General features: G+C 71.0%; 19 protein-coding genes. 7 read left to right on the top strand and 12 right to left on the bottom strand.

Annotated elements, in window-relative coordinates; translation table 11 throughout:
- The first annotated feature begins 58 nt into the window (after positions 1 to 58).
- Positions 59 to 1,504 (top strand): FAD-dependent oxidoreductase, encoded by a 1,446-nt coding sequence (locus HNR07_RS11055; protein WP_184364788.1) that lies wholly within the window; start codon positions 59 to 61, stop codon positions 1,502 to 1,504.
- Positions 1,505 to 1,537: 33 nt separating this feature from the next.
- On the opposite strand, the gene HNR07_RS11050 is transcribed toward HNR07_RS11055, so the two are convergent.
- Positions 1,538 to 2,383 carry a neutral zinc metallopeptidase gene (locus HNR07_RS11050; RefSeq protein ID WP_184371883.1) on the bottom strand — a complete coding sequence of 282 codons (846 nt, stop codon included), beginning with the start codon at positions 2,381 to 2,383 and terminating at the stop codon, positions 1,538 to 1,540.
- A 618-nt stretch (positions 2,384 to 3,001) separates the two neighbouring features.
- Positions 3,002 to 3,775: a TetR/AcrR family transcriptional regulator gene (locus HNR07_RS11045; RefSeq protein WP_184364787.1), complete on the bottom strand. Its 774-nt coding sequence runs from the start codon at positions 3,773 to 3,775 to the stop codon at positions 3,002 to 3,004.
- Between the two features lie 151 nt (positions 3,776 to 3,926).
- Between HNR07_RS11045 and HNR07_RS11040 the strand changes: the two genes are divergently transcribed.
- Together HNR07_RS11040 and HNR07_RS11035 are read left to right on the top strand one after the other, a co-directional pair.
- Positions 3,927 to 6,155 carry an MMPL family transporter gene (locus HNR07_RS11040; RefSeq protein ID WP_184364786.1) on the top strand — a complete coding sequence of 743 codons (2,229 nt, stop codon included), beginning with the start codon at positions 3,927 to 3,929 and terminating at the stop codon, positions 6,153 to 6,155.
- Positions 6,156 to 6,383: 228 nt separating this feature from the next.
- The gene (locus tag HNR07_RS11035; protein WP_184364784.1) at positions 6,384 to 8,603 is read left to right on the top strand and encodes an MMPL family transporter; all 2,220 of its coding nucleotides are present in this window, start codon (positions 6,384 to 6,386) and stop codon (positions 8,601 to 8,603) included.
- Between the two features lie 9 nt (positions 8,604 to 8,612).
- On the opposite strand, the gene HNR07_RS11030 is transcribed toward HNR07_RS11035, so the two are convergent.
- The 3 genes from HNR07_RS11030 to HNR07_RS11020 all read right to left on the bottom strand — a co-directional run bounded on the left by HNR07_RS11030 (position 8,613) and on the right by HNR07_RS11020 (position 12,590).
- Positions 8,613 to 9,074, bottom strand: coding sequence for a MarR family winged helix-turn-helix transcriptional regulator (locus tag HNR07_RS11030; protein ID WP_184364782.1), 462 nt, complete (start codon positions 9,072 to 9,074; stop codon positions 8,613 to 8,615).
- Between the two features lie 250 nt (positions 9,075 to 9,324).
- Entirely contained in the window at positions 9,325 to 11,418 is a 2,094-nt protein-coding gene (locus HNR07_RS11025; RefSeq protein WP_184364780.1) for a 3-hydroxyacyl-CoA dehydrogenase NAD-binding domain-containing protein, read from the bottom strand.
- Positions 11,415 to 12,590, bottom strand: coding sequence for a thiolase family protein (locus HNR07_RS11020; RefSeq protein WP_017581065.1), 1,176 nt, complete (start codon positions 12,588 to 12,590; stop codon positions 11,415 to 11,417). Before HNR07_RS11020 ends, HNR07_RS11025 begins: the two co-directional genes overlap by 4 nt.
- A gap of 217 nt (positions 12,591 to 12,807) precedes the next feature.
- Between HNR07_RS11020 and HNR07_RS11015 the strand changes: the two genes are divergently transcribed.
- On the top strand, positions 12,808 to 14,613 hold the full coding sequence (locus HNR07_RS11015; RefSeq protein ID WP_246420253.1) for an ABC transporter ATP-binding protein: 1,806 nt from the start codon (positions 12,808 to 12,810) through the stop codon (positions 14,611 to 14,613).
- Between the two features lie 22 nt (positions 14,614 to 14,635).
- On the opposite strand, the gene HNR07_RS11010 is transcribed toward HNR07_RS11015, so the two are convergent.
- The 4 genes from HNR07_RS11010 to HNR07_RS10995 all read right to left on the bottom strand — a co-directional run bounded on the left by HNR07_RS11010 (position 14,636) and on the right by HNR07_RS10995 (position 18,552).
- Complete coding sequence (locus HNR07_RS11010) at positions 14,636 to 15,142, bottom strand: FBP domain-containing protein (protein ID WP_184364776.1); 507 nt, start codon at positions 15,140 to 15,142, stop codon at positions 14,636 to 14,638.
- A 164-nt stretch (positions 15,143 to 15,306) separates the two neighbouring features.
- Positions 15,307 to 16,329: a tetratricopeptide repeat protein gene (locus HNR07_RS11005; RefSeq protein WP_184364774.1), complete on the bottom strand. Its 1,023-nt coding sequence runs from the start codon at positions 16,327 to 16,329 to the stop codon at positions 15,307 to 15,309.
- A 213-nt stretch (positions 16,330 to 16,542) separates the two neighbouring features.
- The gene (locus tag HNR07_RS11000; protein ID WP_221319358.1) at positions 16,543 to 17,793 is read right to left on the bottom strand and encodes a ribonuclease D; all 1,251 of its coding nucleotides are present in this window, start codon (positions 17,791 to 17,793) and stop codon (positions 16,543 to 16,545) included.
- A 183-nt stretch (positions 17,794 to 17,976) separates the two neighbouring features.
- Positions 17,977 to 18,552 carry a DUF3000 domain-containing protein gene (locus HNR07_RS10995; protein ID WP_184364770.1) on the bottom strand — a complete coding sequence of 192 codons (576 nt, stop codon included), beginning with the start codon at positions 18,550 to 18,552 and terminating at the stop codon, positions 17,977 to 17,979.
- 348 nt (positions 18,553 to 18,900) lie between these two features.
- Between HNR07_RS10995 and hemE the strand changes: the two genes are divergently transcribed.
- The gene (hemE, locus tag HNR07_RS10990) at positions 18,901 to 19,869 is read left to right on the top strand and encodes a uroporphyrinogen decarboxylase (RefSeq protein ID WP_376769975.1); all 969 of its coding nucleotides are present in this window, start codon (positions 18,901 to 18,903) and stop codon (positions 19,867 to 19,869) included.
- An 85-nt stretch (positions 19,870 to 19,954) separates the two neighbouring features.
- Here the strand turns inward: hemE and HNR07_RS10985 are convergent, their stop codons facing one another.
- Positions 19,955 to 20,998 carry a DUF4349 domain-containing protein gene (locus HNR07_RS10985; RefSeq protein WP_184364767.1) on the bottom strand — a complete coding sequence of 348 codons (1,044 nt, stop codon included), beginning with the start codon at positions 20,996 to 20,998 and terminating at the stop codon, positions 19,955 to 19,957.
- 201 nt (positions 20,999 to 21,199) lie between these two features.
- On the opposite strand from HNR07_RS10985, the gene hemG reads away from it, so the two are divergent.
- Entirely contained in the window at positions 21,200 to 22,699 is a 1,500-nt protein-coding gene (gene hemG / locus HNR07_RS10980) for a protoporphyrinogen oxidase (protein ID WP_184364765.1), read from the top strand.
- On the top strand, positions 22,696 to 23,409 hold the full coding sequence (gene hemQ, locus HNR07_RS10975; protein WP_184364763.1) for a hydrogen peroxide-dependent heme synthase: 714 nt from the start codon (positions 22,696 to 22,698) through the stop codon (positions 23,407 to 23,409). The genes hemG and hemQ overlap by 4 nt, the downstream gene beginning before the upstream one ends.
- A 75-nt stretch (positions 23,410 to 23,484) precedes the next feature.
- Here the strand turns inward: hemQ and HNR07_RS10970 are convergent, their stop codons facing one another.
- Both HNR07_RS10970 and HNR07_RS10965 read right to left on the bottom strand, forming a co-directional pair.
- Positions 23,485 to 24,354 (bottom strand): CDP-alcohol phosphatidyltransferase family protein, encoded by an 870-nt coding sequence (locus tag HNR07_RS10970; RefSeq protein ID WP_184364761.1) that lies wholly within the window; start codon positions 24,352 to 24,354, stop codon positions 23,485 to 23,487.
- Positions 24,341 to 25,009, bottom strand: a complete 669-nt coding sequence (locus tag HNR07_RS10965; RefSeq protein ID WP_184364759.1) for a phosphatidylserine decarboxylase — start codon at positions 25,007 to 25,009, stop codon at positions 24,341 to 24,343. The genes HNR07_RS10970 and HNR07_RS10965 overlap by 14 nt, the downstream gene beginning before the upstream one ends.
- Between the last annotated feature and the right edge of the window lie 103 nt (positions 25,010 to 25,112).

Genomic DNA, 25,112 nt, shown 5'->3' with positions numbered 1-25,112 from the left:
TTTTCAGCCATACTTCTGGCAGCACCGGGGGCAGCCCCGGTGCTGCCAGAATGGGTTCATGACCTCTCCCGAACCCGAGCACCCCAGTTCTGAGCAGCCCGCCGCCGAGGACGCGACTCCGCTCAGGGTGGCCGTGATCGGCTCCGGCCCGGCCGGGGTCTACGCCGCCGACGCCCTCGTCCGCCAGCGCCGCGTGCCGGTCCGGGTGGACATCATGGACCGGCTGCCCACCCCCTACGGGCTGGTGCGTTACGGCGTCGCCCCCGACCACACCAAGATCAAGGGTGTGGCGCTCACTCTGCGCAGGATCCTGGAACACCCGCACGTGCGGTTCGTCGGCGGGGTCGAGTTCGGCGCCGACCTGACCCGCGCGGACCTGGCCCGCACCCACCACGCCGTGGTCTACGCGACCGGTGCCAGCGTCGACCGGCGCATGGGGATCCCGGGAGAGGACCTGCCCGGCAGCCTCGCCGCCACGGACTTCGTCAACTGGTACTGCGGCCACCCCGACAACGAGTGGGACCGGTTCGCGCTGGACGCCGAGGAGGTCGCGGTGGTCGGGGCGGGCAACGTCGCCCTCGACGTCGTCCGGATCCTGGCCAAGACCGCCGACGAACTCCGGCACACCGACATCCCGCAGGCCGCCCTGGAGGTGCTCGCCCAGAGCCGGGTACGCACCATTCACGTGCTGGCCCGCCGCGGCCCGCTCCAGGCCAAGTTCACCGCTCCCGAGCTGCGCGACCTGCTCGCCCTGCCCGGTGCGGACGTGGTCGTGCGCCCGGACCAGGTGGACATCGACCCCACCGAGGTGGGCACCGACAGCGCTGGCCGCCCCGAGCTGCGCGAGGTCTCCCGGGCGGCGCGCACCAACCTCAGACTGCTGCGCGAACAGGCCGGGCGGGCCCCCGAGGGGCGTCCCCGCCGGGTCGAACTGCACTTCTGGACCCGCCCCGAGGAGATCCTGGCCGGGACCGCGGAGGGCGGGGCGGCGCGGGTCGAGGGCCTGCGGGTGGAGCACACCCGGCTGGACGCCGACGGCCGCCTGGAGGGGACCGGGAAGTACAGCGTTCTGGACGTGGGCATGGTGTTGCGCTCGGTCGGCTACGCGGGGGTGCCGCTGGCCGGTGTGCCCTTCGACCGGGGCGGCCACACGGTTCCGCACGAGGCGGGCCGGGTCCTGGACGCCGAAGGCCGGGCGGTGCCCGGGGACTACGTGGCCGGGTGGATCAAGCGGGGCGCCACCGGCGTGATCGGCACCAACAAGTCCGACGCCGCCGGGACCGTCCGTGCCCTGCTGGAGGACGCTCCACGACTGCGCGAGGCGGTGCCGGATCCCGTCGCGCTGGAACGGGTCCTGGACGAACGGGGTCTGGCGCACAGCGACTACGAGGGCTGGCTGCGCATCGACACCGCCGAGGCCGGACACGCCGAAGACCTGGGCCGGGGTGAGCGGGTCAAGCTGCGCGGCTGGGACGCCTACCGCAAGGCCCTGGAAGAGGGCTGAGGGGAGCGGGCGGGGGCGCGACGCGGGAGGCGGTCAGGTGACCTCGTTCTCGTCGGCCCCGTAGGTGTTGCACCCGCCCACGGTCGCGCTGGAGTAGCCCGCCTCCAACCACAGGGCGCGGTTGGCCGCGGTGCCGTGGGTGTCCAGGTCACCGCCGCCGTTGAAGTGCAGGTTGACCACGTCCAGGGCGTCGCCGCCGGGGTCGGTCAGCCCGCGCAGCCCCGCCCCCGCCATGCACTCGGCCTGGAGTTCGGTCCGGCGCAGGGTGTCCAGCTCGTCGTCCTCGCTGCCCGCGGTCCGGCGCAGGTCGTGGGAGACGCTCAGGATGCCCGTGGCGTATTGCACGTGGTGGGCGTACTCGTGTCCCATCAGCGCCAACCACACGTCTTCCTGGTGTGCTTCCGGGATCTGTTCACCGACCTGGCGCACGTTGGGCAGGACCACGGTGATCAGCCCCCGGTCGCTCTCGTAGTAGGCCAGGGTGAAGGAGTCCTCGGTGTCGGTGTCCAGGGGCTCGTCGGTGACCGTGATCTCGGGGAGGTCGGGGACCAGGCGGAGCTCGTCCATCACCGGCGCCCACAGCTCGTTCAGACAGACCCCGGCCTCGTTGGCGAACGCCTCCCAGGAGTCGTCGGAGCCGGTCCGCAGGGCGGGCAGGGGGCAGTCGATCGGCTCGGGCATGGCGACGTCGTAGAGCGGGTGGTCGACGAGGTCGATCTCGGCCGGGTTGGGTCGGGCGTACAGGCCGCTGTCGTAGAAGGTGGACAGGTCGGCGCCGCCGGTGGGCGTTTCCTGTCGCGGGGTGTTCACCACGATGGCGACGCTGGCGATGAGCGCCACCAGGGCGACGGAGGCGGCGGCCAACGCCCCGGCCAGCACGGCCCGGCCCTTGTCGCGCCGCGGCCGCGGCGCGGGGTACCAGGGCTGGGGCGCCCACTGCTGCCCCCACTGCTGGGGCGGCGGCCACTGGTACTGGCCCGGTCGCGGAACCCAGTGTTCGCGGGGCACCGGTTGCTGGGGAACGGGCTGGTGCTGAACCGGCTGCTGCGGAACGGGGTGCTGGTGCATCGGGTGCGGCTGCTGCCGCCCCCACTGCTGGGACGGCGGAGGCCCCGGCTGCGCAGGCGGCTGCTGTGGAGCGGGGGCGGGCCGCGAAGGCGCGCCCGGAGCCACCCAGCCCTGCGACTCGGTGGGGTCGGGGCGCACCGGAGTGCGCGGCGGTCGCGGAGCCTGTGCGGGACGCGGCGGCTGCGGCGGCCGGCCGCGCGGGGGAGGGGAATCGTGCCGGAGGGTTCCCGTGTGCTCGGGCGGTCGCTGGTGGGTGCCGGTCCGGTCCGGCCGGGGAGCGTTCTCTCCGGGCCGCTCAGCGCCGGTTCGGTTCTCCACGGGCTCGTCCTCGTCTTCGCGCCAACACGGGTACGGCATGCCGGATTCGTACCCACGAATCCGGCAAGTGCCGCAGACCTCCAGTATGGGGCTTAAACGGTCAAGCCGGTGTTAGACGCCCTCCACCTTCCGAGGCGGGGAGTAGCGCACCCCGAGGTCCTTCGCCATGTTCTGAAGCTCGGACTCGAAGAATGGTTCCATGTCACCCACGACAAAGCTCAGGTGTTGGAACACTTCCATGCAGACCACCCCGTAGAGGCGCACCCAGCAGGCGGTGAGCACCATCACGGCGCCCTCGGAGATGTCGGGCGAGGTGAAACCGACGGTGTCCGCGAAGGAGCGCAGCTCGGGGCGGAGCGCCTGCGGGATGTCCTCGTCCGCGGGGAGCGGGAAGCGCTCCTCGGAGACCAGGCGGTCGAAGAGCGTGAAGAACGTGGACCCGAACCGGCGCCCCGATTCCAGGGCGACGCCGATGTCGGCCGACGGGTCCAGCCGGGTGCGCGGCCCGAACATCACCGAGTACTCGGTCCGGTGGGTGATGGCCCAGTTCCGGAAGGCGCGCAACGACGCGAGGATGCGTCCGTCGGTGTCCTCCACGGGCATCCCGGCGTCGGCGGCGGCCACCGCGTCCGCCAGTTCCTCGTACATGTCCGCCGTGATCGCCACCAGGAGGGCGTCGATCCCCTCCACGTAGCGGTACAGGCCCGGAGCGGTCATGCCCATCTCCCGGGCGATCGCGCGCAGGGAGACCCCGACGACCCCGTGCTCCACGAGGTGTCTGCGGGCGATCGCCTTGATCTCGGTGAGTGTGGCTTCACGCACACGTTCGCGGCGGCTCAGGGTTCCCCCGGTCCGTTGGTCGCTTGTGACCGGCGGTTTCGTCATGTGCTGCGGTACACCCCGTCTCACGCGCCAGGGTCGTGGCGCTCTGGTTCCACTCGGCGATATTGACATCGTAACGCCTGCACGCTTAAGTAAACACCGTTAGCAAACAGTGTTCACGAATATGACGACCGTTCGCTTCAAGGGGGCGCCCATGCCGACACACACGGGGTTCTTCGGCCGACTCGGGCTCGGTGCCCACCGGGGCAGATGGTGGATCCTGGCCCTCACGGGGCTTTTCACCGCCTTCTCCGTGGTGTGGGGACTCGGGGTCTTCTCGGACGTCAGCGAAAGCGGCTTCGAGGATCCGGGATCCGAGTCCTCCCAGGCCATGGGCGTGCTCCAGGACGAGCTCGGCCACTCCGACATCGACATCATCGCCGTCTACCGCAGCGACGAGATGCGGGTGGACAACCCGACCTTCGCCCAGGCCGTGCAGCGGATCGCCGACGACCTGCCCGAGGACCTGGTCGCCGACTACGACGTCTACCTCGACGAGGGACTCGAGGACATCGAGCGCGGCATCCTCGTCTCCGAGGACATGCACGCCACCTACATCCCGATCACCCTCACCGGGCAGACGCACGAGGAGCGCCTGCACCAGTTCGAGGCGGCCGCCGAGGCACTGGAGTCCGGCCCCCTGGAGAGCCACCTGGGCGGCCCGATCGCGGTCGAGCACGAACTCTCGGAGACCGCGGAGAGCGACATCATCCGCGCCGAGCTCATCACGCTCCCGCTCCTGCTCCTCCTCCTGGTCCTGATCTTCGGCGGCCTGGTCGCCGGGCTGGTTCCCCTCGCCGTCGGCGGCCTGGCCATCCTCGGCTCCCTCACCGTCCTGCGCGCCCTCACCTCGGTCACCGACGTGTCGGTCTTCGCCATCAACGTCGCCACCCTGCTGGGTCTGGGCCTGGCGATCGACTACGGCCTGTTCATGGTCAGCCGCTTCCGTGAGGAGCTGAACAGGGGCCGCGCGGTCCCCGACGCCGTCCGCCGCACCGTCGACACCGCCGGGCGCACCGTCGCCTTCTCCGGCGTCATCGTCGGCATCGCCTTCGCCGGTCTGCTGTTCTTCCCCCAGCCCATCCTGAAGTCCATCGGTTTCGGCGGCATCGCCGTGGTCGCCCTCGACCTCATCGCGGCCCTGGTCTTCCTGCCCGCCCTGATGTCGGTGGTGGGCCGCCGCGTCGACCGGCTCAAGCTGCCCCTGCCGCGCCGGACCGTCACCGGCGCGATCGACGAGAACGCCGGGGCCTGGGCCAAGCTGGCCCGCGCCGTGATGCGCGGACCCGCGGTCTCACTGGTCGCGGTCGGCTGCGTCCTGGTCGCGTTCACCTCCGGCCTGGCCTCGACCGAGCTCGGCTCCACCGACCAGCGCTATCTGCCGGCCGACGCCTCCAGCCGGATCGGTACCGAGTCCATGGGCGACGACTTCCCCGCCGGTCAGGTCGGACGGCTGCACGTTGCGGTGGTCGGCGACAGCACCGGGGAACAGCTCGACGAGTACGTCGAACGCCTCGACGCGCTGCCCGGCGCGGTCCGCACCGAACTCGCCCGCACGGGGGAGGGCGTCGCGCACGTGGAGGTGGTCTACCAGGGCGCCACCGACGATCCCGGGACCAAGGACCTGGTGCGCGACGTGCGCGCCGAGCCCGGCCCGGAGGGTTCGCAGGAGACCCTCGTGGGCGGGGCGGCCCCCATGCAGCTGGACAACCTGGACGCCATCGTCGAGCAGGCGCCCAAGACGGTCGGTTTCATCATCGGCTCCACGCTGCTGCTGCTCTTTCTCGCCTTCGGCTCCATCGTGCTGCCGATCAAGGCGGTGCTCATGGGCGCGCTGTCCCTGGGCGCTTCGCTGGGCGTGGTGATCTGGGGCTTCCAGGAGGGGCACTTCGCCGGTCTGCTCGGTTTCGAGGCGGTCGGCACGGTCGACCCCACGTACCTGGTGCTGATCATGATCGTGTCCTTCGGTCTGGCGATGGACTACGAGCTGTTCCTGCTCAGCCGGGTGCGGGAGGAGTACCTGCGCAGCGGGGACAACACCCGTTCGGTGGCGCTGGGGTTGCAGCGCACCGGCCAGATCATCACCAGCGCCGCCCTGCTGCTGGGCGTGGTGCTGGTGGCGATGGGCACCTCGGGGCTGCTCTTCCTGAAGATCATCGGCATCGGGCTCGCGCTCGCGGTCCTGGTGGACGCCACCCTGGTCCGGGCGATCATGGTGCCCGCCACCATGCGCCTGCTCGGCGACTGGAACTGGTGGCTGCCGCGCCCGCTGCGCTGGGTGCACGACCGGATCGGCATCTCCGAGGGCGGTGAGGACGAGGAGGAGCCCCCTTCCGTCACCAGCGAGAGCGAACGGCGGGAGAAGGTCCCCGCCGGGGTCTGACCGCTCCCCGGTCTCGCGCCGGCCCCACCGGTCTCTGGCCGGCCTCCCACCCGACCGAGTTCCAGGCCCTCAAGGCCCCGTCCGGCTACCCGCCGGGCGGGGCCTTTGTGATGGGCATCTCTTATTATCGCTCTACTGAATCATATGTAGTGCATACGATATGGTCGAAGTATTGATTTGGGAACGGTGCACCTGCCCCGGCGCCATACGCACCCTCCAGGAGATCCCATGGCCACCACACCCACCACGACCCCGCCACCGAGCCGGCCGGGCCCCACGGCCCCCGAACCATCCGCGCCGCCCCTGCTGGCCCGGCTCGGCAGGGGAGTGGCCCGCCGCCCCAGCCGCATCCTCCTCCTCGCCGCGCTGGTCACCCTCACCGCCCTGGTCCTGGCAGCGGGCACCCTGGACCGGCTCCAGCTCAGCCGATTCGAGAGCCCCGGATCGGAGTCCCTCCAGGTCGAGCGGGCCTTGGAAGAGAACTTCGGCACCGGAAAACACCACTTCCTGCTCCTGGTCACCGCACAGCAGGGCACCGTCGACGACCCCGGGGTGGTCGAGGCCGCCACCGCCCTGGAAGAGGAGCTGGCCGCCCGCGACGGGGTCGCCGAGACCGCCTCCTACTGGTCGCGTGAAGGCTCACCGGCCATGCGCTCCGACGACGCCACCCAGGCCCTGATCACCGTGCGCATGGCGGGCACCGTCACCGAGGCCCGCACCGCCCTGGCCGAGATCTCCCCGGACTTCACCCGCGCCGACGACGAGATCCGCGTGGAGGTCGGCGGCGGCGACGAGATCTTCCGCCAAGCGGCGGCGCAGGCCCAGAGCGACTTCGTGCGAGCCGAGATCATCATCCTGCCGTTGGTCTTCGCCCTGCTCCTGCTGCTCTACCGACGGGCGTCGATCGCCGGGCTCACTCTGGCCATGGGCGTGTACTCGGTGGTCACCACCCTGGCCCTGCTGCGCGGGGCCGCCGCCCTCACCGAGGTCTCCACCTTCGCAGCCAACCTCACCCTGGTCATGGGCATCGGGCTCGGTGTGGACTACAGCTTGTTCGTGATCACCCGCTTCCGCGAGGAGCTGGCCCGGGGGCTCAGCGTGCCCGAGGCGGTGGAACTCGCGGTGGCCCGCGCGGGGCGCACGGTCATCTTCAGCGGGCTCACCGTGGCGATCGCGCTGTCCTGCCTGATGCTCTTCCCGTTCCCGTTCCTGCAATCCTTCGCCTACGCCGGGGTGGGCGTGGTCCTGACCTCGGTGATCGCCGCCCTGGTGATCCTGCCCGCCGCCCTGACCAAGGTCGGGCACCGGGTCCGCCCCCGCAGCCGGCCCCGCGCGGACAGCGGCTGGTGGCACGCCAACTCGCTGCGTATGATGCGCCGCCCGCTGCTGTACGGGGTGCCCGCCCTCGGCTTGGTCCTGGTGCTGGCCGCCCCGGTGGCCGGGCTCGACTTCGGCCTGCCCGACGCCCGCGTCCTGCCCGAAGGGCACTCCAGCCGGGACGTCCAGGAGCAGATCGAAGCGGGCTTCGGCCAGGAGGAGATGGACGCCGTCCACGTCCTGGTCGACTCCGCCACCACCCCGGAGCAGGCCGACGCCTACGCGGCCGCCCTGTCCCGCGTCTCCGGGGTCTCCCAGGTCGACGCGCACACCGGCACCTACCAGGACGGACAGCTCACGATCCCGCCCGGAGCCGTCGCGGAGCGCTACGTCTCCGACGGGGCCACCTGGTTCTCGGTGGTGCCGACCATGGCCGCGCTGGAGGACGCTTCGGGGCTCATCGACGACCTCCGCGATGTCCCGGCCCCGACCGACACCGCCATCGGCGGCTACCCGGCCGACCTCACCGACTTCAGCGACGCCCTGCTGGAGCGGGCGCCCCTGGTGTTCGGGATGGTCCTGCTGGTCACGTTCGTCCTGCTGTTCCTGATGACCGGGAGCCTGCTGCTACCGCTCAAGGCGATCGTGCTCAACGTGCTCAGCCTGGCGGTGATGTTCGGCGTCATCGTCTGGGTGTTCCAGGAGGGCAACCTCTCCGGCCTCCTGGGCTTCACCGCCAACGGCACCCTGGAGGTGACCTTCCCGATCCTGATGTTCTGCGTGGCCTTCGGCCTGTCCATGGACTACGAGGTGTTCATGCTGGCCCGGATCAAGGAGGAGTACGACCTGACCGGCGACACCACCTCCGCGGTGGCCGCCGGACTCCAACGCAGCGGCCCCCTGGTCACCGCGGCCGCCGTCGTCCTCGCGGCGTCCTTCGCGGTCTACGCGACCTCCAGCGTGTTCTACCTGATCATGCTGGCCATCGGTACGGCCGCGGTGATCCTGGTCGACGCCACCCTGATCCGCGGCGTCCTGGTCCCGGTCACCATGCGCCTGGCCGGCCGCGCCAACTGGTGGGCGCCCCGCCCCCTGCGCCGCGTGCACGCCAGGCTCGGCCTGAACCACTGACCCACTGACCTACTCGGTCTTGGTCACCTGGGGGTGCTGGCCGATCAACCGCCCGGACAGCTCGTGCAGGACCTGGCGTTCCTCCTCGGACACCCCGGCGAAGAACTCCCGCTCGGTCCGCTCCACCGCCGCACGGGCGTCGGCCAGCACCTGCAGCGCCCGGGGCGTCGGCGTGACGATGTACCGCCGCCGGTCATTGGGGTTGCGCACCCGCTCCACCAGTCCCAACCGCTCCAGCTCGTCCACGACTCCCACCATGACGTTGGGATCGATTCCGAGCGTGCGGCTCAGCTCCCGCTGCGAGGGCTCGGCCATCGTCGCCGCGGTCGCCAGCACGTGGAACTGACGCGCGCTGACCTCCATCGCCTCGAACACCGAGGCCGTGGCCGCCTGCACCAGCTCACCCAGCTTGATCAGCCGGAACCCGGTCAGGTGCCACAGGGGAGAGCCCTCCTCATTCGCCTCGCTCATACAGGCATCCTACGTCCGACCGACCATAGGCTCAGGGGATGGTGAGCCGGACGTAGGAATTCAGTCCGCGAAGTGCTCAGCGTAGATCTGCTGTTCGGGAGAGGTTGCCACGCGGCATAGGTTACACAGGGTTGCTAATAAGTATTTTCCCGTAGTCGGAATGCATTGATAAGTCGTTTACGTGGGGAAATGCAAAAAGGGCCCGAACTTCCTTCCCGGAAGTTCGGGCCCTCAAAGGGCTAGCTCAGACCTAGAAGGCCTTCGGGTCGCCCTCGTGGAACGGCTTGCCGTTCACCGCGGTGGAGACGCCGACCTTGTCCAGGTACGGGGTGATGCCGCCGGTGTGGAAGGGCCAGCCCGCACCCGTGATCAGGCACAGGTCGATGTCGGCGGCCTCGGCCACGACACCCTCGTCCAGCATGATCTGGATCTCCTTGGCCAGGGCCCGCAGGGCCCGGTCCAGGATCTCCTTCTCCTCGGACGGGCTGTCGCCGCCCTTGAGGAGCTCCTTGACCTCGGGGTCGATGGTCAGGTCCGGGGCGAAGATCTCCGTCTTGCCCGCCTCGACCACGGCCTCCAGCTGCGGCGAGACCGCGAAGCGCTCGGGGAACGCGCTGTTCAGGGTCTCGGCGACGTGCAGACCGACCGCCGGGCCGACCAGCTGGAGCAGCATGAGCGGCGACATCGGCAGACCCAGGGGCGCGACCGCGCGGTCGGCGACCTCGGGCTCGGTGCCCTCGGCCACGGCGCCCAGGACCTCGCCCATGAACAGGGTGAGCAGGCGGTTGACGACGAACGCCGGAGCGTCCTTGCACAGCACCGAGGTCTTCTTCAGCTTCTTGGCGGTGGCGAAGGCCGTGGCCAGCGAAGCGTCGTCGGTCCTGTCGCCGCGGACGATCTCCAGCAGCGGCAGGACGGCGACCGGGTTGAAGAAGTGGAAGCCCACGACCCGCTCGGGGTGCTTCAGCTTCGACGCCATCTCGGTGATCGAGAGCGAGGAGGTGTTGGTGGCGAGGATCGCCTCGGGGGAGACCACGGCCTCCACCTCGGCGAACACCTGCTGCTTGACCTCCATCTTCTCGAAGACGGCCTCGATGACGAAGTCGGCGTCCGAGAAGGCGTCCTTGGTCAGCGAACCGGTGACCAGGGCCTTGAGGTGGTTGGCCTTGTCCTGGTTGACGCGCCCCTTCTTGAGGAGCTTGTCGACCTCGCCGTGGACGTAGTCGACGCCCTTGTTCAGGCGGTCCTGGTCCAGGTCGGTCATGACGACCGGCACGTCCAGGCGGCGCGCGAACAGCAGGGCCAGCTGACCGGCCATCAGGCCGGCGCCGACGACGCCGACCTTGGTGACCTTGCGGGCCAGCGACTTGTCCGGGGCGCCGGCGGGGCGCTTGGCGCGCTTCTGCACGAGGTCGAAGGCGTACAGGCCGGCCTTGAGCTCGTCGCTCATGATCAGGTCGGCGAGCGCCTGGTCCTCGGCGTCGAAGCCCTCGTCGCGGCTCGCGGTCTTGGCGGCCGCGACCAGCTCGACGGCGCGGGCCGGGGCCGGGGCGGCGCCGTGCAGCTTGCCCTCGACCACGAAGCGGGCCATGTTGACCGCGTTGTCCCAGGCCTCGCCCTTGTCGACCTCGGGGCGCTCGACCTTGACGTCACCCTTGAGGACCTTGGCGGTCCAGCGCAGGGACTCCTCGACGAAGTCGGCCGGGTCGAAGATCGCGTCGGCGATCCCCATCTCGAAGACCTGCTTGCCCTTGATCATCTTGTTCTGGGCCAGCGGGTTGTCGACGATGAGCTTGAGGGCCTTCTCGGCGCCGATCAGGTTCGGCAGCAGGTAGGTGCCGCCCCAACCGGGGACGAGGCCGAGGAAGGCCTCGGGGAGCGCGAAGGCCGGAACGCCGGCGGAGACGGTGCGGTAGGTGCAGTGCAGCGCCACCTCGACGCCGCCGCCCATGGCCGCGCCGTTGATCAGCGCGAAGGTGGGTACGTCCAGCTCGCCGAGCTTGCGGAACACGTCGTGTCCCAGCTTGCCGATGGCCTCGGCCTGCTCGCGGGTCTGGATCGCGGGGACGCCGGTCAGGTCGGCGCCGACCGCGAAGATGAACGGCTTCCCGGTGACGGCCACGGCCACGATGTCGGTGCGCGCCCTGGCGGCCTCGATCGCGGCGTCCAGGCTGAGCAGGCCGCCGGGGCCGAAGGTGTTCGGCTTGGTGTGGTCGTGTCCGTTGTCCAGGGTGATCAGGACAGCGGTGCCCGCGCCGTAGGGGAGCTCGACATCGCGGGAGATCGCGTTGGTGACGACCTCGTCCTTGAAAAGCTCGCGGGCTTCTTCGATGGCGGTGCTCACTTGCCCCCCTCGTAGTTGGTGTTCTCCCACAGGATGGTCCCGCCCATGCCCAGGCCCACGCACATGGTGGTGATGCCGTAACGGACGTCGGGACGCTCGGCGAACTGGCGCGCGAGCTGCATCATCAGACGACCGCCGGAGGAGGCCAGCGGGTGGCCGATGGCGATCGCGCCGCCCCACGGGTTGACGCGGGCGTCGTCGTCGGCGATGCCGAAGTGCTCCAGGAAGGCGAGCACCTGGACGGCGAAGGCCTCGTTGATCTCGATCAGGCCGACGTCGTCGATCGTGATGCCCTGGCGGGCGAAGAGCTTCTCGGTGGCCGGGACCGGACCGACACCCATGACCTCGGGCTCGACACCGGTGAAGGAGAAGTCGACCAGGCGCATCTTGGCGTCCAGGCCCAGCTCCTCGGCGACCTCCTCGGCCATCAGCAGGGTGCCGGTGGCGCCGTCGTTGAGACCGGCGGCGTTACCGGGCGTCACGTTGCCGTGCGCGCGGAACGGGGTCTTCAGGCCAGCGAGCGACTCCATGCTGGTGCCGGGGCGCGGCGGCTCGTCCTGGGTGGCCAGACCGAAGCCCTTCTCCGCGGAGCGGACCAGGGTCTCGACCAGGTCGGGCTGGATCTTGCCGTCGGCGTAGGCCTTGGCGACCTTCTCCTGGCTGCGCACCGCGTAGGCGTCGGCGCGCTCCTTGGTGATGGTCGGGTACCGGTCGTGCAGGTTCTCGGCGGTGTTGCCCATGACCAGCGCGGACGGGTCGACCAGCTTCTCGGAGATGATCCGGGGGTTGGGGTCGACGCCCTCACCCATGGGGTGGCGGCCCATGTGCTCGACGCCACCGGCGATCACGACGTCGTAGGCACCGAAGGAGATGCCCGCGCCCGCGGTGGTCGCGGCGGTGAGCGCGCCGGCGCACATGCGGTCGATGGAGTAACCGGGGACGCTCTTGGGCAGCCCGGCGAGGATCGCGGCGGTGCGCCCGAGGGTCAGGCCCTGGTCGCCGATCTGGGTGGTGGCGGCGATGGCGACCTCGTCGACGCGCTCCGGGGGCAGGCCCGGGTTACGGCGCATCAGTTCGCGGATGACGCGGACGATCAGGTCGTCGGCGCGCGTCTCGGCGTAGAGGCCCTTGCCTGACTTGCCGAACGGGGTGCGGACCCCATCGACAAACACGACATCGCGGGCAGTTCGCGACACGATGGCCCCTCCTTCTCCAAGCGTTGGTGGACTGTATGGGGCCCATGCTACTCGCCAGTAACAAATAGTGCGAGCGGCGGGGCCGATCACTTCTCAAGAAGGGGGCATCCCCTACTTTCGGCGGTTGTGGCCGCTACCGCCAACACGGTTGGCTGGAGGGAGATTCCGTGCGTAGGAGATGAAGGGGGCAAAGATGCCGCGACCGGACCCGGAGCACGTCGCGCTGCTCAGGCAGGCGCCCAAAGCGCCGCTGCGCCGCCTGTGGGAGTACGCGCGCGTGCACTGGCGGATGCTGGTCCTGGGCGGTGTGCTCACCTTCCTCGGCGGGATCACCGGACTGGCGCAGCCGCTCATGGCCAAGTACGTCATCGACGCCCTGGGCGGGGGCGGCTCCGTCTCCGGCCCGATCCTGGCCCTGCTGGCCGTGGTGCTCCTCGGCGCCGTCATCGGCGCCCTGGGCGCCTTCGTGCTGGAACGCACCGGCCAGAGCGTCGTGCTCGGAGTACGCCGCAACCTGGTCGGCCGCTTGGTCCGACTACGCGTAGGAGAACTCGACCGGCTCAAACCGGGTGACCTGGTCTCCCGGCTGACCGCCGACACCACCCTGCTCCGCTCCGTCGCCACCAGCGGCATCACCAACCTCTTCACCAGTACGGTTCTGCTGGTCGGCGCCATCGTCATCATGGCGTTCCTGAGCCCGACGCTGCTCCTGATCACCCTGGGAATGATCCTGGTGGTCGGTGTCTTCATGGGGGTGATCCTGCCGAGGATCGGCCGGGCCACCCAGGCCGCGCAGGCCTCCCTCGGTGAGATGGGCTCGCTCCTGGAGCGGATCTTCGGCGCCTTCCGCACGGTCAAGGCCTCCTCCGCCGAACGCGCCGAGATCGAGCGCCTGGACGTCGCCGCGGTGGAGTCCTGGCGCAAGGGCGTCGCCGTGGCCGGGTGGACCGCGCTCTCGGGCACCCTGGCCTCGCTCACCATCAACGCCTCGTTCCTCGTGGTCCTGGGCGTGGGCGGCGGCATGGTGGCCGCGGGGACGATGAACGTCTCCACCCTCATCGCCTTCCTGCTGCTGCTCTTCTACCTGATGGAACCCATCATCACCCTGGTGAACTCGGCCACCGAGCTCCAGACCGGCCTGGCCGCCGTCCGCCGCATCGACGAGGTCGCCGACCTGGACCGGGAGAACCCCGAAGGCAACCGCACCGAACCCCTCTCCGCCCGCCCCGCCGAGCTCTCCCTCACCGACGTCACCTTCCGCTACCACCCCGACCTGCCGCTGGTGCACCACGGCGTGAGCTTCGAGGCCTCGGGTGCGGGCCTGACCGCCCTGGTCGGACCCTCGGGCTCGGGCAAGACCACTGTCTTCTCCCTCGTCGAGCGCTTCTACGACACCACCTCCGGCAGCGTGCTCCTGGACGGCACCGACGTCCGCGACTGGCCCCTGGAGGCGCTGCGCGCCCAGATCGGCTACGTCGAACAGGACGCCCCGGTCCTGGACGGGACCCTGCGCGCCAACCTCACCATGGCCGCGCCGCACGCCACCGAGGCCGAACTCCACGAGGTCGTCCGAACGGCCCGTCTCACGGACCTGGTCGACCGCCTGCCCGAGGGCCTGGAGAACCCGATCGGCCACCGGGGCGTCACCATCTCCGGCGGCGAGCGCCAGCGCGTGGCCATCGCCAGGGCGCTGCTCCGCCGCCCCCGCCTGCTGCTGATGGACGAGGCCACCTCCCAGCTGGACGCCGCCAACGAGGGCGCCCTCAAGGCGGTCATGCTGGAGGCGGCCCGCAGCACCAACGTGATCGTGGTGGCGCACCGCCTGTCCACGGTCACCAGCGCCGACCGGATCGTGGTCATGGAGACCGGCACGGTCCGCGCGGTGGGCACCCACGCCGAACTGGTCGAGGGCGACGACCTCTACCGGGACCTCGCCGCGGGCCAGCTCCTCACCCCCGAAAGCCCCGACATCCCGGAGGGGGCCAGCGCGAGCTCCTGAACCCTGGCTCGCGCACCCCGGGTCAGCTCTCGTGGCCCAGGAAGGTGGTCGCGAAGCGGTCGACGTTGAGGCGCAGACGCTGGATGCGCTCCTCGCGGGTGATGGTCTCCGCGGGCTGGATCAGCGGGGACTCGCGCTTGCCCCGCACGTAGAGCGGGCAGGCGAGGTCGGCGCACACGTACAGGCCGACCGTGTCGCCCTGCTTACCGGCCTTGCCCGGTTTGGGGGCGCTGAACAGGCGCACGCCCCCGGCGGGGTGCACGGTCACGCAGAACGAGCAGGTCATCGACTTAAAGAAGTTCGCCCTGCGGTTGCCCGTCGGCAGCCGCAGGGCGACCCCGAGCGGGTCCTCACCGGAGTCGATCACGAGGTAGGCGCGGTTCGGAGCCTTGGGGTCGGTCCAGCCGAGGAAGTCCATGTCCTCCCAGTCCAGCAGCGGCATGGCTGTTGGGAAGTGCATCCGCTTGGCCTCGCCCTTGGGGCAGTTGACGAACGAGGAGCGGATCTCCTCGGTGCTGAGCTCGCGCATCGTTCTCTCCGGTCAATGTGTGCGACCAACGGACGGATCCTGCCAGGCCAGGGCGGCTCGCGCGAATGGTTTTCGCGCCTGGCCACCTTGTTCCCCCGAACCTTCCGCGCACACGCGTGAGGGCCGGGACTTCCGTGGGGAGTCCCGGCCCTCGTTGCGCTGTGTCAGAGCAGCGCGTCGGCCTCGCGGTGACGGCCCGCGGCGTTGTAGGCGCCCGCCAGGTCCCGGCGCAGCCGCATGGTGAGTCGGCGCACCTCCGGGTCGCCGGAGGAGTTCAGCGCCACGCGGTAGGCCTCGCGGAGGACCTCGACGGCCTCATCGGCCCGGCCCGCCTGCGTGTAGGCGCGGCCCAGCCGGTGGTGTACCGCGAGGGTGTCCAGGTGGCCCTTGCCCAGGCGACGGCGGCGCCCGGCCAGCACCATCCGCAGCTGCGAGATGGCCTCCTCGTAGCGTCCGGCCATGCTCTGCGCCGCGCTCATGCCCAGCCGGAGCTCCTCGCGGCGCTCGGTGGAGGCGACGTCCTCGACGGCCCGCGCGTAGTGGGCCACCGCGGCGTCCACGCGGCCGCTGCGCCGGTAGCACACGGCCAGGCGCATGCGCGCCTCCACCGTGTCCTCGTCGGCCGGGCCGAACTGGTTCTCCCGCTGGCTGAGCAGGGTCTCCCACTGCGCGGCGGCGTCGGCGGGGCAGCCCACGTCCTCCAGCGCCCAGGCCAGGTTCTCCCGGATGATCTCGGTACGGGGGTGGTCCTCGCCGTAGACCGCCACGGCTTCGCCCAGGGCCAGCTCGAACTGCTGCACGGCGGCCTGGCGCCGACCCATCTGCGCGTACTTGGTGGCCAGGTTGTTGCGGGCGGTGATGGTGTCCGGGTGCTCGGTCCCCAGTCGCTCCACGAGCGACTGGAGAGTTCGCTCCAGGGCCGCCGCGCGCATCCCGGCGGTGGGGACCTTGGTTCCCGAGACCTGGGTGCCGGAGGCGGAGGACGCGGGGCGCTGGGGCAGCGCCCGGTGCGAGGTCTCGGTGGGCACCCCGCCCGCGTGGGTCGGGACCTGCTGGGGCAGGGGCGCGGTCCGCTCCGCCAGGAGCTCTTCCCGCTCCTGGGGAGTGGGTATGGCGGCCTCGGTCGCCTTGACCTTGGCAGAACGCGTCAACCCCGTCTCACGCAGCAGCGCACGCCAGAACGACAAGCAGACTCACCACATTTCCCTGATCACACGTACCGGGGCCTTGTGGGCCCGCGGTTCGTTACATACCCGTAGAAGAAGCCGAACGGCCCCGAGATTCCAGGGCACGTTTCTATAACTTAATCGGACAACGGGCTACGGAACAGGCATGAACCGCCCCTGTATGTGTGTGACTTCAGTCACCTTTGGATTCAAAATGACTGAAAGGGGTATTGATCAGCTTTTTTCCGCGTCCCGCAGGGCCGTGGCCAGCGGTTCCGCCGTCAAGCCGACCTGCCAGTTCCGTGCGCCACGCGTGCGTAGGAAATCGCCCACGGAATCCGGGTCCACGGTCTTCGGGGGCGCCCAAGCCAACCTTCTGACGGTGTCCGGCAGTAGAAGGTTCTCGGTCGGCATCACGACGTCCTCCGCGATACCCGTCACCGTCGCCCTGGCGGCCTCCAGCCGGCGCGCCGCCTCGGGGGCGCGGTCGGCCCAGCGGTTGACCGGCGGCGGCCCGTCTCCGGGGGCGTTGGGCCGCGGCAGCTCGGCCTGAGCCATGTCACGGGCCCGGTTCACCGCCTTGATCCACGTGGTCAGGTAACGGCGGGCCAGTTTGATCCCGTACTGCCGGATCTTGGCCAGCTCCGTGGTGCTGCGCGGCATCGCCGTCGCCGCCTCCACGATCGCCGCGTCCGGCAGCACCCGGCCCGGGGAGATGTCCCGTTCCCGGGCGATGCGGTCACGCTCGTACCAGAGCTCGCGGACGGCGGCCAGGGCGCGCTGGTTGCGGACCTTGTGGATGCCCGAGGTGCGCCGCCAGGGATCGGCGCGCGGCTCCTTGGGCGGGGCGGCCAGCACGGAGGAGAACTCCTCCTGGGCCCATTCCAGCTTGCCGGTCTCGGCGAGCTCGGTCTCCAGGGAGTTGCGCAGCTCGATGAGGATCTCCACGTCCAGCGCCGCGTACCGCAGCCAGTCCTCGGGCAGCGGCCGCTGGGACCAGTCCACCGCCGAGTGCTCCTTGGCCAGGCGCACGTCCAGCAACCGCTCCACCATGAACCCGAGCCCGACCCGCTGGTAGCCCAGCAGCCGCCCGGCGAGCTCGGTGTCGAACAGCAGGGACGGGCGCAGGTTGACCTCGGACAGGCACGGCAGGTCCTGGTGCGCGGCGTGCAGCACCACCTCGGCTCCGCCGACCGCGGAGTTGAGGCCGCTCAGGTCGGGGCAGGCGATCGGGTCGATCAGCGCCGATCCGGAGCCCTCCCGCCGCAGCTGCACCAGGTACGCGCGCTGCCCGTACCGGTAGCCCGAGGCGCGCTCGGCGTCCACGGCGACGGGGCCCGAGCCGGCGCTCAGGGCCGCGATGACACCGGCGAGGGCGTCGGCGTCCGCGGTGACCTCAGGCAGGCCCTCGCGTGGTTCCCGAAGTAGAGGCGCCCTCTCCGCGTCGTCGTTGTCTGGTTCGCGGGGTTCTGTCTTGGAGTTCAACGCGTTCGCCACACCACTACGGTATGCGCTGTCGCCACCGAACGCAGATACGGGCCGTTTCGGCATCGCTGGGCGTTACGGGTCCGCCGGGCCCCGAGCCGCCCCCCGCAGGGCCGCCCGATCCCAGCTCGGAGGGTGTTGATCGGTACGACTCAAGGCACAATTCAACGCCCGCGCCGTGGCTCAGGGGCGCGACCGCTGCCGGGCGATGTCGGTGACGTCCAGCGGGGGAAGGCCCGAAGCGGAGGCCAGCAGCGCCAGCCAGGCGCTCATGTGTCCGGACAGGTCCGCCGACTCCGGGGTCCACGAGGCGCGCATCTCGACCTCGGTGGTGGCGCCCTCGTGCGCCTTGGTGCCGAACCCCTCGGTGGTGGCACGGGTGACCGTGCCGCTCAGCGTGTGGTGGGTGGCGCCGTTGGTCTCCAGGGCGTCGGTGAGCCAGCTCCAGGCGACCGGGCCGAGCAGGGGATCGGTGGCGATCTCCGACTCCAGCTCGGAGTTGGCCTGGCAGACCACCCGGAAGGGGCCGGGCCAGTCGCGGGTGCCCTCGGGGTCGTACAGGACGATCAGCCGGCCCCAGGCGATCTCCTCGCCCTGAACCGTGACCTCGGCCGACACGGCCGAGGAATAGGGAGCCAGCCGCTGGGGAGAGGGGATCTCCCGGACGGTGATCTCGGGGCGGATGTGAGGAGAGCGCAGGGCCTCGACCGCTCGCCGGAACGTTTCCTGAGCGTTCTCGGCGCTACCGACATCGGGCATGATGGAAACGTCAGCCTTCATATTGTGGTGATCACGTCCTGGCGGGGGTCGCCGGGACGTGTCCCGCCGATGGTGTGATGGTGGGCACGGATTCGACCGTGGCACGAGTCACCGGCGGGCGGTCGTAGTTCCCCCGGCGTGTCGGGCTTTTGTGATGATCTTGGGACCGCGGAGCCGCCAGCGGCGCCGGTTCGCGGTCTGCGCGCCCCCGGCCCGCCCCGCCGGAAGGACCCCGCTCCGGCGATCCGAGTGAGACCACCGGGACGGGCATGGCACGATTCAAGGGTGACGCTTCAAGACTCTCCATTCCTCCGCGCCTGCCGGCGCCTCCCGGTGTCCCACACACCGGTGTGGTTCATGCGCCAGGCCGGGCGCTCCCTGCCCGAGTACCGACGGGTCCGCGCTGACGTGCCGATGCTTGAGGCGTGTGCGCGACCCGACATGATCACCGAGATCACGATGCAGCCGGTCCGCCGGTACGACACCGACGCCGCGATCTTCTTCAGCGACATCGTCGTACCGCTCAAGGCCATCGGGATCGACCTGGACATCAAGCCGGGTGTCGGCCCCGTGGTCGACGACCCGATCCGGGACGCCGACGGGATCAAACGCCTGCGCGATCTCGAGCCCGGCGACATCCCGTACGTCACCGAGGCGGTCGGCCAGCTCGTGGGAGAGCTCGGCGACAAGCCGCTGATCGGTTTCGCGGGCGCTCCGTTCACGCTGGCCTCCTACCTCATCGAGGGCGGGCCGTCGAAGAACCACGAGCACACCAAGGCGCTGATGTACGGCGAGCCCGAGCTGTGGGACGAGCTCATGCGCCGCCTGGCCAACATCACCCTGGGCTTCCTGCGCACCCAGATCGAGGCGGGGGCCAGCGCGGTCCAGCTCTTCGACTCCTGGGTCGGCGCGCTGAGCGCTGAGGACTACCGCGCCTCGGTGCTGCCCTACACCTCGTGGATCTTCGGTCAGCTGACCGAGTACGAGGTGCCGCGCATCCACTTCGGTGTGGGCACCGGCGAGCTGCTGAGCCTGCTCAGCGAGGCCGGGGCCGACGTCGTGGGCGTGGACTGGCGGGTGCCGCTGGACAAGGCCGCCCAGCGGGTCCAGCCGGGCACGGCGCTCCAGGGCAACCTGGACCCCGCGACGCTGTTCGCGCCCTGGGAGGTCGTCGCCGACCGTACGCGCGACATCCTCTCGCGGGGCCGCGCCGCCGACGGCCACATCTTCAACCTCGGCCACGGTGTGCTGCCCAGCACCGACCCGACCGTGCTCGAACGCCTCACCGCCTTCGTGCACGAGGAGACCGCCAACTAGGCGCTCCGCGCGACAGGCACGACACACGACGCGCCGGTGCCCGGCCCCCGCAGCGGGAGCCGGGCGCCGGCGTCGTTCCGCTCGGTCAGCGCTGGTCCTCGGGGCCGTTCGCGTCTGTTTCCGGGCTCGTGTCCGCCGTCGCGGAACCGCTCTCGGAACCCTCAGCGGCGTCGCCCGCGGGCACGGCCGCGTTCCGCGCCCGCTGGTCCCGGCGGGCCCTGCGGCGCTGGCGCCACAACCACAGCGGCCAGGCGCCGAGCACCGCGGCCACCACGGCGAAGGGCAGCAGCCAGCCGGCGATCACGGCCAGACCCTGCCCCAGGGTGACCAGGGCCAGCCAGCCGCGCTCCAGCCCGCCGAGGAACCCGACGGAGTCCCGGGAGGGCTCCTCGACGTAGGTGGCCGGGGGCTGGAGGGTCAGGTGCACCGTGGAGTAGGCGGTCTGGTTCTCCAGCGAGTCCAGCCGCGCCTGGAACGCCTCCAGGTCCTCCTGGCGCCGTTGGATCTCGCTCTCCACGCGCAGCAGGTCGTCGACGTCCTCGGCCTGCTCCAGGTAACCGCGCAGGGTCTCCAGGGCGGCCTGGGAGGACTCGATGCGGCTCTCGACGTCGGCCACGTCCTCGGTGACGTCCTGTACCGACCGCTCCAGCGTGGAGCGGTCGCCCAGCTCGGCCAGCGCGTCCAGGGAGCTCTCGTAGTCATCGTTGGGGACGCGCAGGGTCAGAGCGCTCTCGGGGGTGCCGGCCGTGGGCGTGGAGAGGCGCTCCTCGGCCACGTAGCCGCCCGCCTCGACCGCCAGGGCCTTGGCCAGGTCGGAGGCCTCGGCGACGTCCTCCACGCGCACGGTCATCTCGGCGATGTGGATCAGCTGCCGGTCCGTGATCTCCACGTCCGAGCCCACGTTGCCGTCCGCCGCGTCCGAGGCTCCCTCCTCCGTGTATCCGGCCTCGGCGTCGGCCTGTTCCTCGGGCATGGCGAGGCCGGCGGAGTCCGGGGCGGCGCCTCGGCTGGCGCTGCCGTCCGTCAGGTCGTTGGAAGCACCGCAGGCGGCGAGCAACAGGGCGGCCATACCGGTGGCGACGGTCGTGCGGGCCACACGGCCCGCACGGGGGAGGGCTGAAGTGTCCATGATGCTTCGACGCGACCCCGAACCCGGGCGTTTCGTCCGGTCGGTAACGAGAGCGCAACGGATCGAACCCCTCCCGGATTCGCGCCGCGCCCGGGCGCCGGACCTGGACCCTCGGGACCTCCGGCCGAAACCCCACCGCCGGAGGTCCCGCTTCGGGGACGGCGGATCACCGTGACCCGCGGCATCTGGGAAGCTGGTGGCATGCCGCAAGCACCGCATGTCGTCGTGATCGGAGGCGGGGTCTCCGGACTCACCGCCGCGCACCGCCTCAACGGCCGGGGGATCACCACCACGGTGGTCGAGGCCGCCGAAGCCCCGGGAGGAAAGCTCCGCGCCTCGCCCGTGGCGGGTGTGTCCGTCGACGCCGGTGCCGAGGCCGTGCTCGCCCGCCGCCCCGAGGCCCTCGACCTCTTCGCCGAGCTCGGCCTGGACGACCAGGTGGTGCACCCGGGCCCGGGAGCCGCGGCCATCTACAGCCGGGGCCGGATCCGCTCCCTGCCCAAGGGCCAGCTCATGGGCGTGCCCGGCGACCTGCGCGCCCTGGCCCGCAGCGGGGTGCTCTCCCCGGCGGGGACCCTGCGCGCCGCGCTCGACCTGGTCTGGCCGCGCACGCCGGTGCGATCCGACGTTCCCGTGGCCGCCTACGTGGGCACCCGCATGGGCCGCGAGGTGGTGGACCGGCTGGTCGAACCCCTTCTGGGTGGCGTGTACGCGGGGCGGGCCGACGAGCTCTCCCTGGACTCCACCCTGCCGCAGATCGCCCCGATGGCCCGGCGCGACCGCTCCCTGATGAACGCCGTGCACACCAGCCTGAGCGGCCGGGGCGCCGCGCCCACCAAGGCAGGACCCGTCTTCGCCTCCCTGCGCGGTGGGGTCGCCTCGCTCGTGGATGCCCTGGTGTCCCTCCAGAAGGATCTGCGCACCGGTACCCGAGCCGAGGCCCTGGAGCGCCTCCCCGAGGGCTGGAGAGTGCGCCTGGAGGGTGCACAGGGGGCCCAGGCGGAGACGCTCGACTGCGACGCGGTGCTGCTCGCCTGCCCCGCCCCCGAGGCCGCCCGCCTGCTCGCCGACACCGAACCCGCCGCCGCGCGGGAGCTGCGCCGGACCGAGTACGCGAGCATGGCGCTGGTGACCTTCGCCCTGCCGGCCTCGGCCTTCCCCGCGACGCTCACCGGCACCGGCTTCCTGGTTCCGGCCGGTGAGGGCTTGACCATCAAGGCCGCCACCTTCTCCAGCAACAAGTGGCCCTGGCTGGCCCAGGAGCTGGATAGGGTCAACCCGGGTGAGGACCTGGTCGCCCTGCGCTGCTCCATCGGCCGGTTCCGGGACGAGAACGCCCTGCGCCGCTCCGATGAGGAGCTGGCCGCAGCGGCCCTGGCCGACCTCGCCCGCGTCACCGGACTGCGCGGATCCCCGGTCGAGACCCGCGTCACCCGGTGGACCGACGGGCTGCCCCAGTACGCGGTCGGCCACGCCGCCCGGGTGGAGCGCGTCCGCTCGGCCGTGGGCAGCCGTCCCGGACTCGGGGTGTGCGGCGCCGCCTACGGGGGAGTGGGCATCCCGGCCTGCATCGCCGACGCCGGCCGCGAGGCCGAGCGCCTGGCCGACGCACTCACCGACCACAACCACACCGACCGCGGCGCCCCGGGCGCCGCCGGACCGAACCAGCCCGGACCGAACCAGCAAGGAGTCAACCCGTGACGGGGCAGCAGAACAACGAGGCCGTCGCCCAGGACGGCACCGACCTCAACAAACTCATCCGCTACACCATGTGGTCGGTCTTCAAGGTCGACAGCCTGGAGGGTGTGGACCGCGGCGCGGCCGCCGAGGAGCTCCAGAGCCTGCTCGACAAGGCCGCCGCACAGGGCGTGACCACGCGCGGCAGCTACGACGTCCAGGGCTTCCGGGCTGACGCCGACATCATGTTCTGGTGGGTGGCCGACACCCCCGAGCAGGTCCAGGGCATCTACTCCGAGTTCCGCCGCACCCGCCTGGGCCGCGTCAGCACTCCGGTGTGGTCGGTCGTGGGCCTGCACCGCCCGGCCGAGTTCAACCGCGGCCACGTGCCCGCCTTCCTGGCTGGGGAGGAGCCGCGGGACAACATCTGCGTGTACCCGTTCGTGCGCTCCTACGAGTGGTACCTGCTGCCCGACGACGAGCGCCGCGCCATGCTCGCCGAGCACGGCCGCATGGCCGCCCCGTACCCGGACGTGCGCGCCAACACGGTCTCCTCGTTCGGTCTCAACGACTACGAGTGGCTGTTGGCCTTCGAGGCCGACGAGCTGTACCGCATCGTGGACCTGATGCGCCACCTGCGCGCCGCCAAGGCCCGCCTGCACACCCGTGAGGAGCTGCCCTTCTACACCGGGCGGCGCAAGAGCGTGGCCGAGCTGGTCGACTCCCTGCCGTAACCGGCGGCCCGACGGGCGACAGACAGAAGGGGGCCCGCACTCAGGTGCGGGCCCCCTTCTGTCTGCGCGGATTCCCTATTCGGAGGGCCGCTCGGCGTGCCTGTCGACTGGATGCTCGACGAGCTGCCCGGCGGGGGCGGGCGAGCGCCGGGTCGCGATCACGTAGAAGGGGAGCGAGAGGATGGTGAGCAGCACCAGGGCGCTCATCAGGTAGATGAGGGCCTCACCGGCGGGCAGGCCCAGGCCCCAGGCGGCGATGAAGGCCACACCCGTGGCGAGCATGCCCAGCACGACGTAGGCCTTCTTGCCGCGCGGCTTGGGGTACTCCATCCGGCTCACCATCAGCCAGGCGACGAGCAGTACCGCGGCGACCCCGGCCAGGACCGGCGGGTCGAGCAGCACGATCGTCACCACCGCCATGGCCCCGAACGGGCACGGCAGACCGGTGAAGTAGTTGGAGTCCGGCGCCTGGCAGGAGAACCTGGCCAGTCGCACGATCACCGCGAGCAGCACCGCGCCGCCCGCCACCACCGGCAGCACCGAACCGCCCAGCAGCACACCGGCACCACCCGCGATGGTGCCCCACACCACGAAGAAGAACGCCGGGGCGAACCCGAAGCTGATCACGTCGGCGAGGTTGTCCAGCTCGGCACCCATCCCGCTGCCGCCCAGCTTGCGGGCGACCCGGCCGTCGAGCACGTCGAGGGCGGCCGCGACCATCATCAGTCCCACGGCCGTGGCCATGGCCGACTTCGGCAGCGCTCCGGCGGCGCCCCCGGCCATGTGAGCGGCCTGGGCCGTGGCCAGCGCCCACACGGCGAGGAAGCCGCACAGGGCGTTGCCCAGGGTCAGGTAGTCGGCCACGCCCAGACGGAGCCTGGGCGCTTCCCCGGGGGCGAAGGGGGTGGACCGCTCGGCGGCGGGGGCCACCTCAGTCGGCGTCAAGACGGGTTTCTCCGGCGCGGACCTTCTGGCCGACCTCCACCGCCGGGGTGACCCCGCGCGGAAGGTAGACGTCGACACGTGACCCGAACCGGATGAGGCCGATCCTCTCGCCTTGTTCGACCTTCTGCCCCGCAGCGAGATACGGGACGATACGCCGGACCAACGCGCCGGCGATTTGAACGACCGTGATCTCACCGATCTCGGTTTCAAGGGTCCAGATGACGCGCTCATTACGCTCGCTGTCCTTGTCGAAGGCGGGGCGGAAACCCCCGGGGCGGTGTTCGACGCCGGTCACCACACCGGCGAGGGGGGCACGGTTGACGTGCACGTTGAGGGGGTTCATGAACACCGCGACCCGGGTCCGCCCGTCGGGCTGGGGGTCGAGGCTCTGTACGACGCCGTCGGCCGCGGACAGCACCCGTCCGGTCGCCGGTCCCCGGTTCGGGTCCCGGAAGAACCAGGTCATCCCCGCCGCGAGGGCGATCACCGGGACGGCCGCGACGGCCCCGACCGGGGAGCGCCGGGCCAGGAACGCGGCGGCTCCGGCCGCGCCGAGCGCCGGTACCAGCCAAGGGGCCGAGCCCTGGGCCATGCCCAAGCGCGGTCTGGCCGCGGGTCGCGGGGAGACGGAGGAGGAAGGTGAGTCGTCGGTCATCGAGCGCTTTCGTCGCGGGTCGGTCTGGTCGCCCGCACATCGGTTACCGCTGTGAGGGGTGAACCCGGCGCTGGCCGGGTTCTCTTGTGCGCGGCCACCGGGT

It is taken from the genome of Nocardiopsis metallicus (genome assembly GCF_014201115.1).
In the GTDB taxonomy this organism is placed as follows: domain Bacteria; phylum Actinomycetota; class Actinomycetes; order Streptosporangiales; family Streptosporangiaceae; genus Nocardiopsis; species Nocardiopsis metallicus.
The sequence above is the reverse complement of the archived record's forward strand: the minus strand, read 5'-3'. Positions and strand labels throughout refer to the sequence as shown.

Excerpts from the sequence above, each read along its gene's own strand:
- HNR07_RS11055 (WP_184364788.1), top strand. The coding sequence starts at position 59 with ATGACCTCTCCCGAACCCGAGCACCCCAGTTCTGAGCAGCCCGCCGCC.
- HNR07_RS11045 (WP_184364787.1), bottom strand. The coding sequence starts at position 3,775 with ATGACGAAACCGCCGGTCACAAGCGACCAACGGACCGGGGGAACCCTG.
- HNR07_RS11040 (WP_184364786.1), top strand. The coding sequence starts at position 3,927 with ATGCCGACACACACGGGGTTCTTCGGCCGACTCGGGCTCGGTGCCCAC.
- HNR07_RS11035 (WP_184364784.1), top strand. The coding sequence starts at position 6,384 with ATGGCCACCACACCCACCACGACCCCGCCACCGAGCCGGCCGGGCCCC.
- HNR07_RS11030 (WP_184364782.1), bottom strand. The coding sequence starts at position 9,074 with ATGAGCGAGGCGAATGAGGAGGGCTCTCCCCTGTGGCACCTGACCGGG.
- HNR07_RS11015 (WP_246420253.1), top strand. The coding sequence starts at position 12,808 with ATGCCGCGACCGGACCCGGAGCACGTCGCGCTGCTCAGGCAGGCGCCC.
- HNR07_RS11010 (WP_184364776.1), bottom strand. The coding sequence starts at position 15,142 with ATGCGCGAGCTCAGCACCGAGGAGATCCGCTCCTCGTTCGTCAACTGC.
- HNR07_RS10995 (WP_184364770.1), bottom strand. The coding sequence starts at position 18,552 with ATGCCCGATGTCGGTAGCGCCGAGAACGCTCAGGAAACGTTCCGGCGA.
- HNR07_RS10985 (WP_184364767.1), bottom strand. The coding sequence starts at position 20,998 with ATGGACACTTCAGCCCTCCCCCGTGCGGGCCGTGTGGCCCGCACGACC.
- hemG (WP_184364765.1), top strand. The coding sequence starts at position 21,200 with ATGCCGCAAGCACCGCATGTCGTCGTGATCGGAGGCGGGGTCTCCGGA.
- HNR07_RS10965 (WP_184364759.1), bottom strand. The coding sequence starts at position 25,009 with ATGACCGACGACTCACCTTCCTCCTCCGTCTCCCCGCGACCCGCGGCC.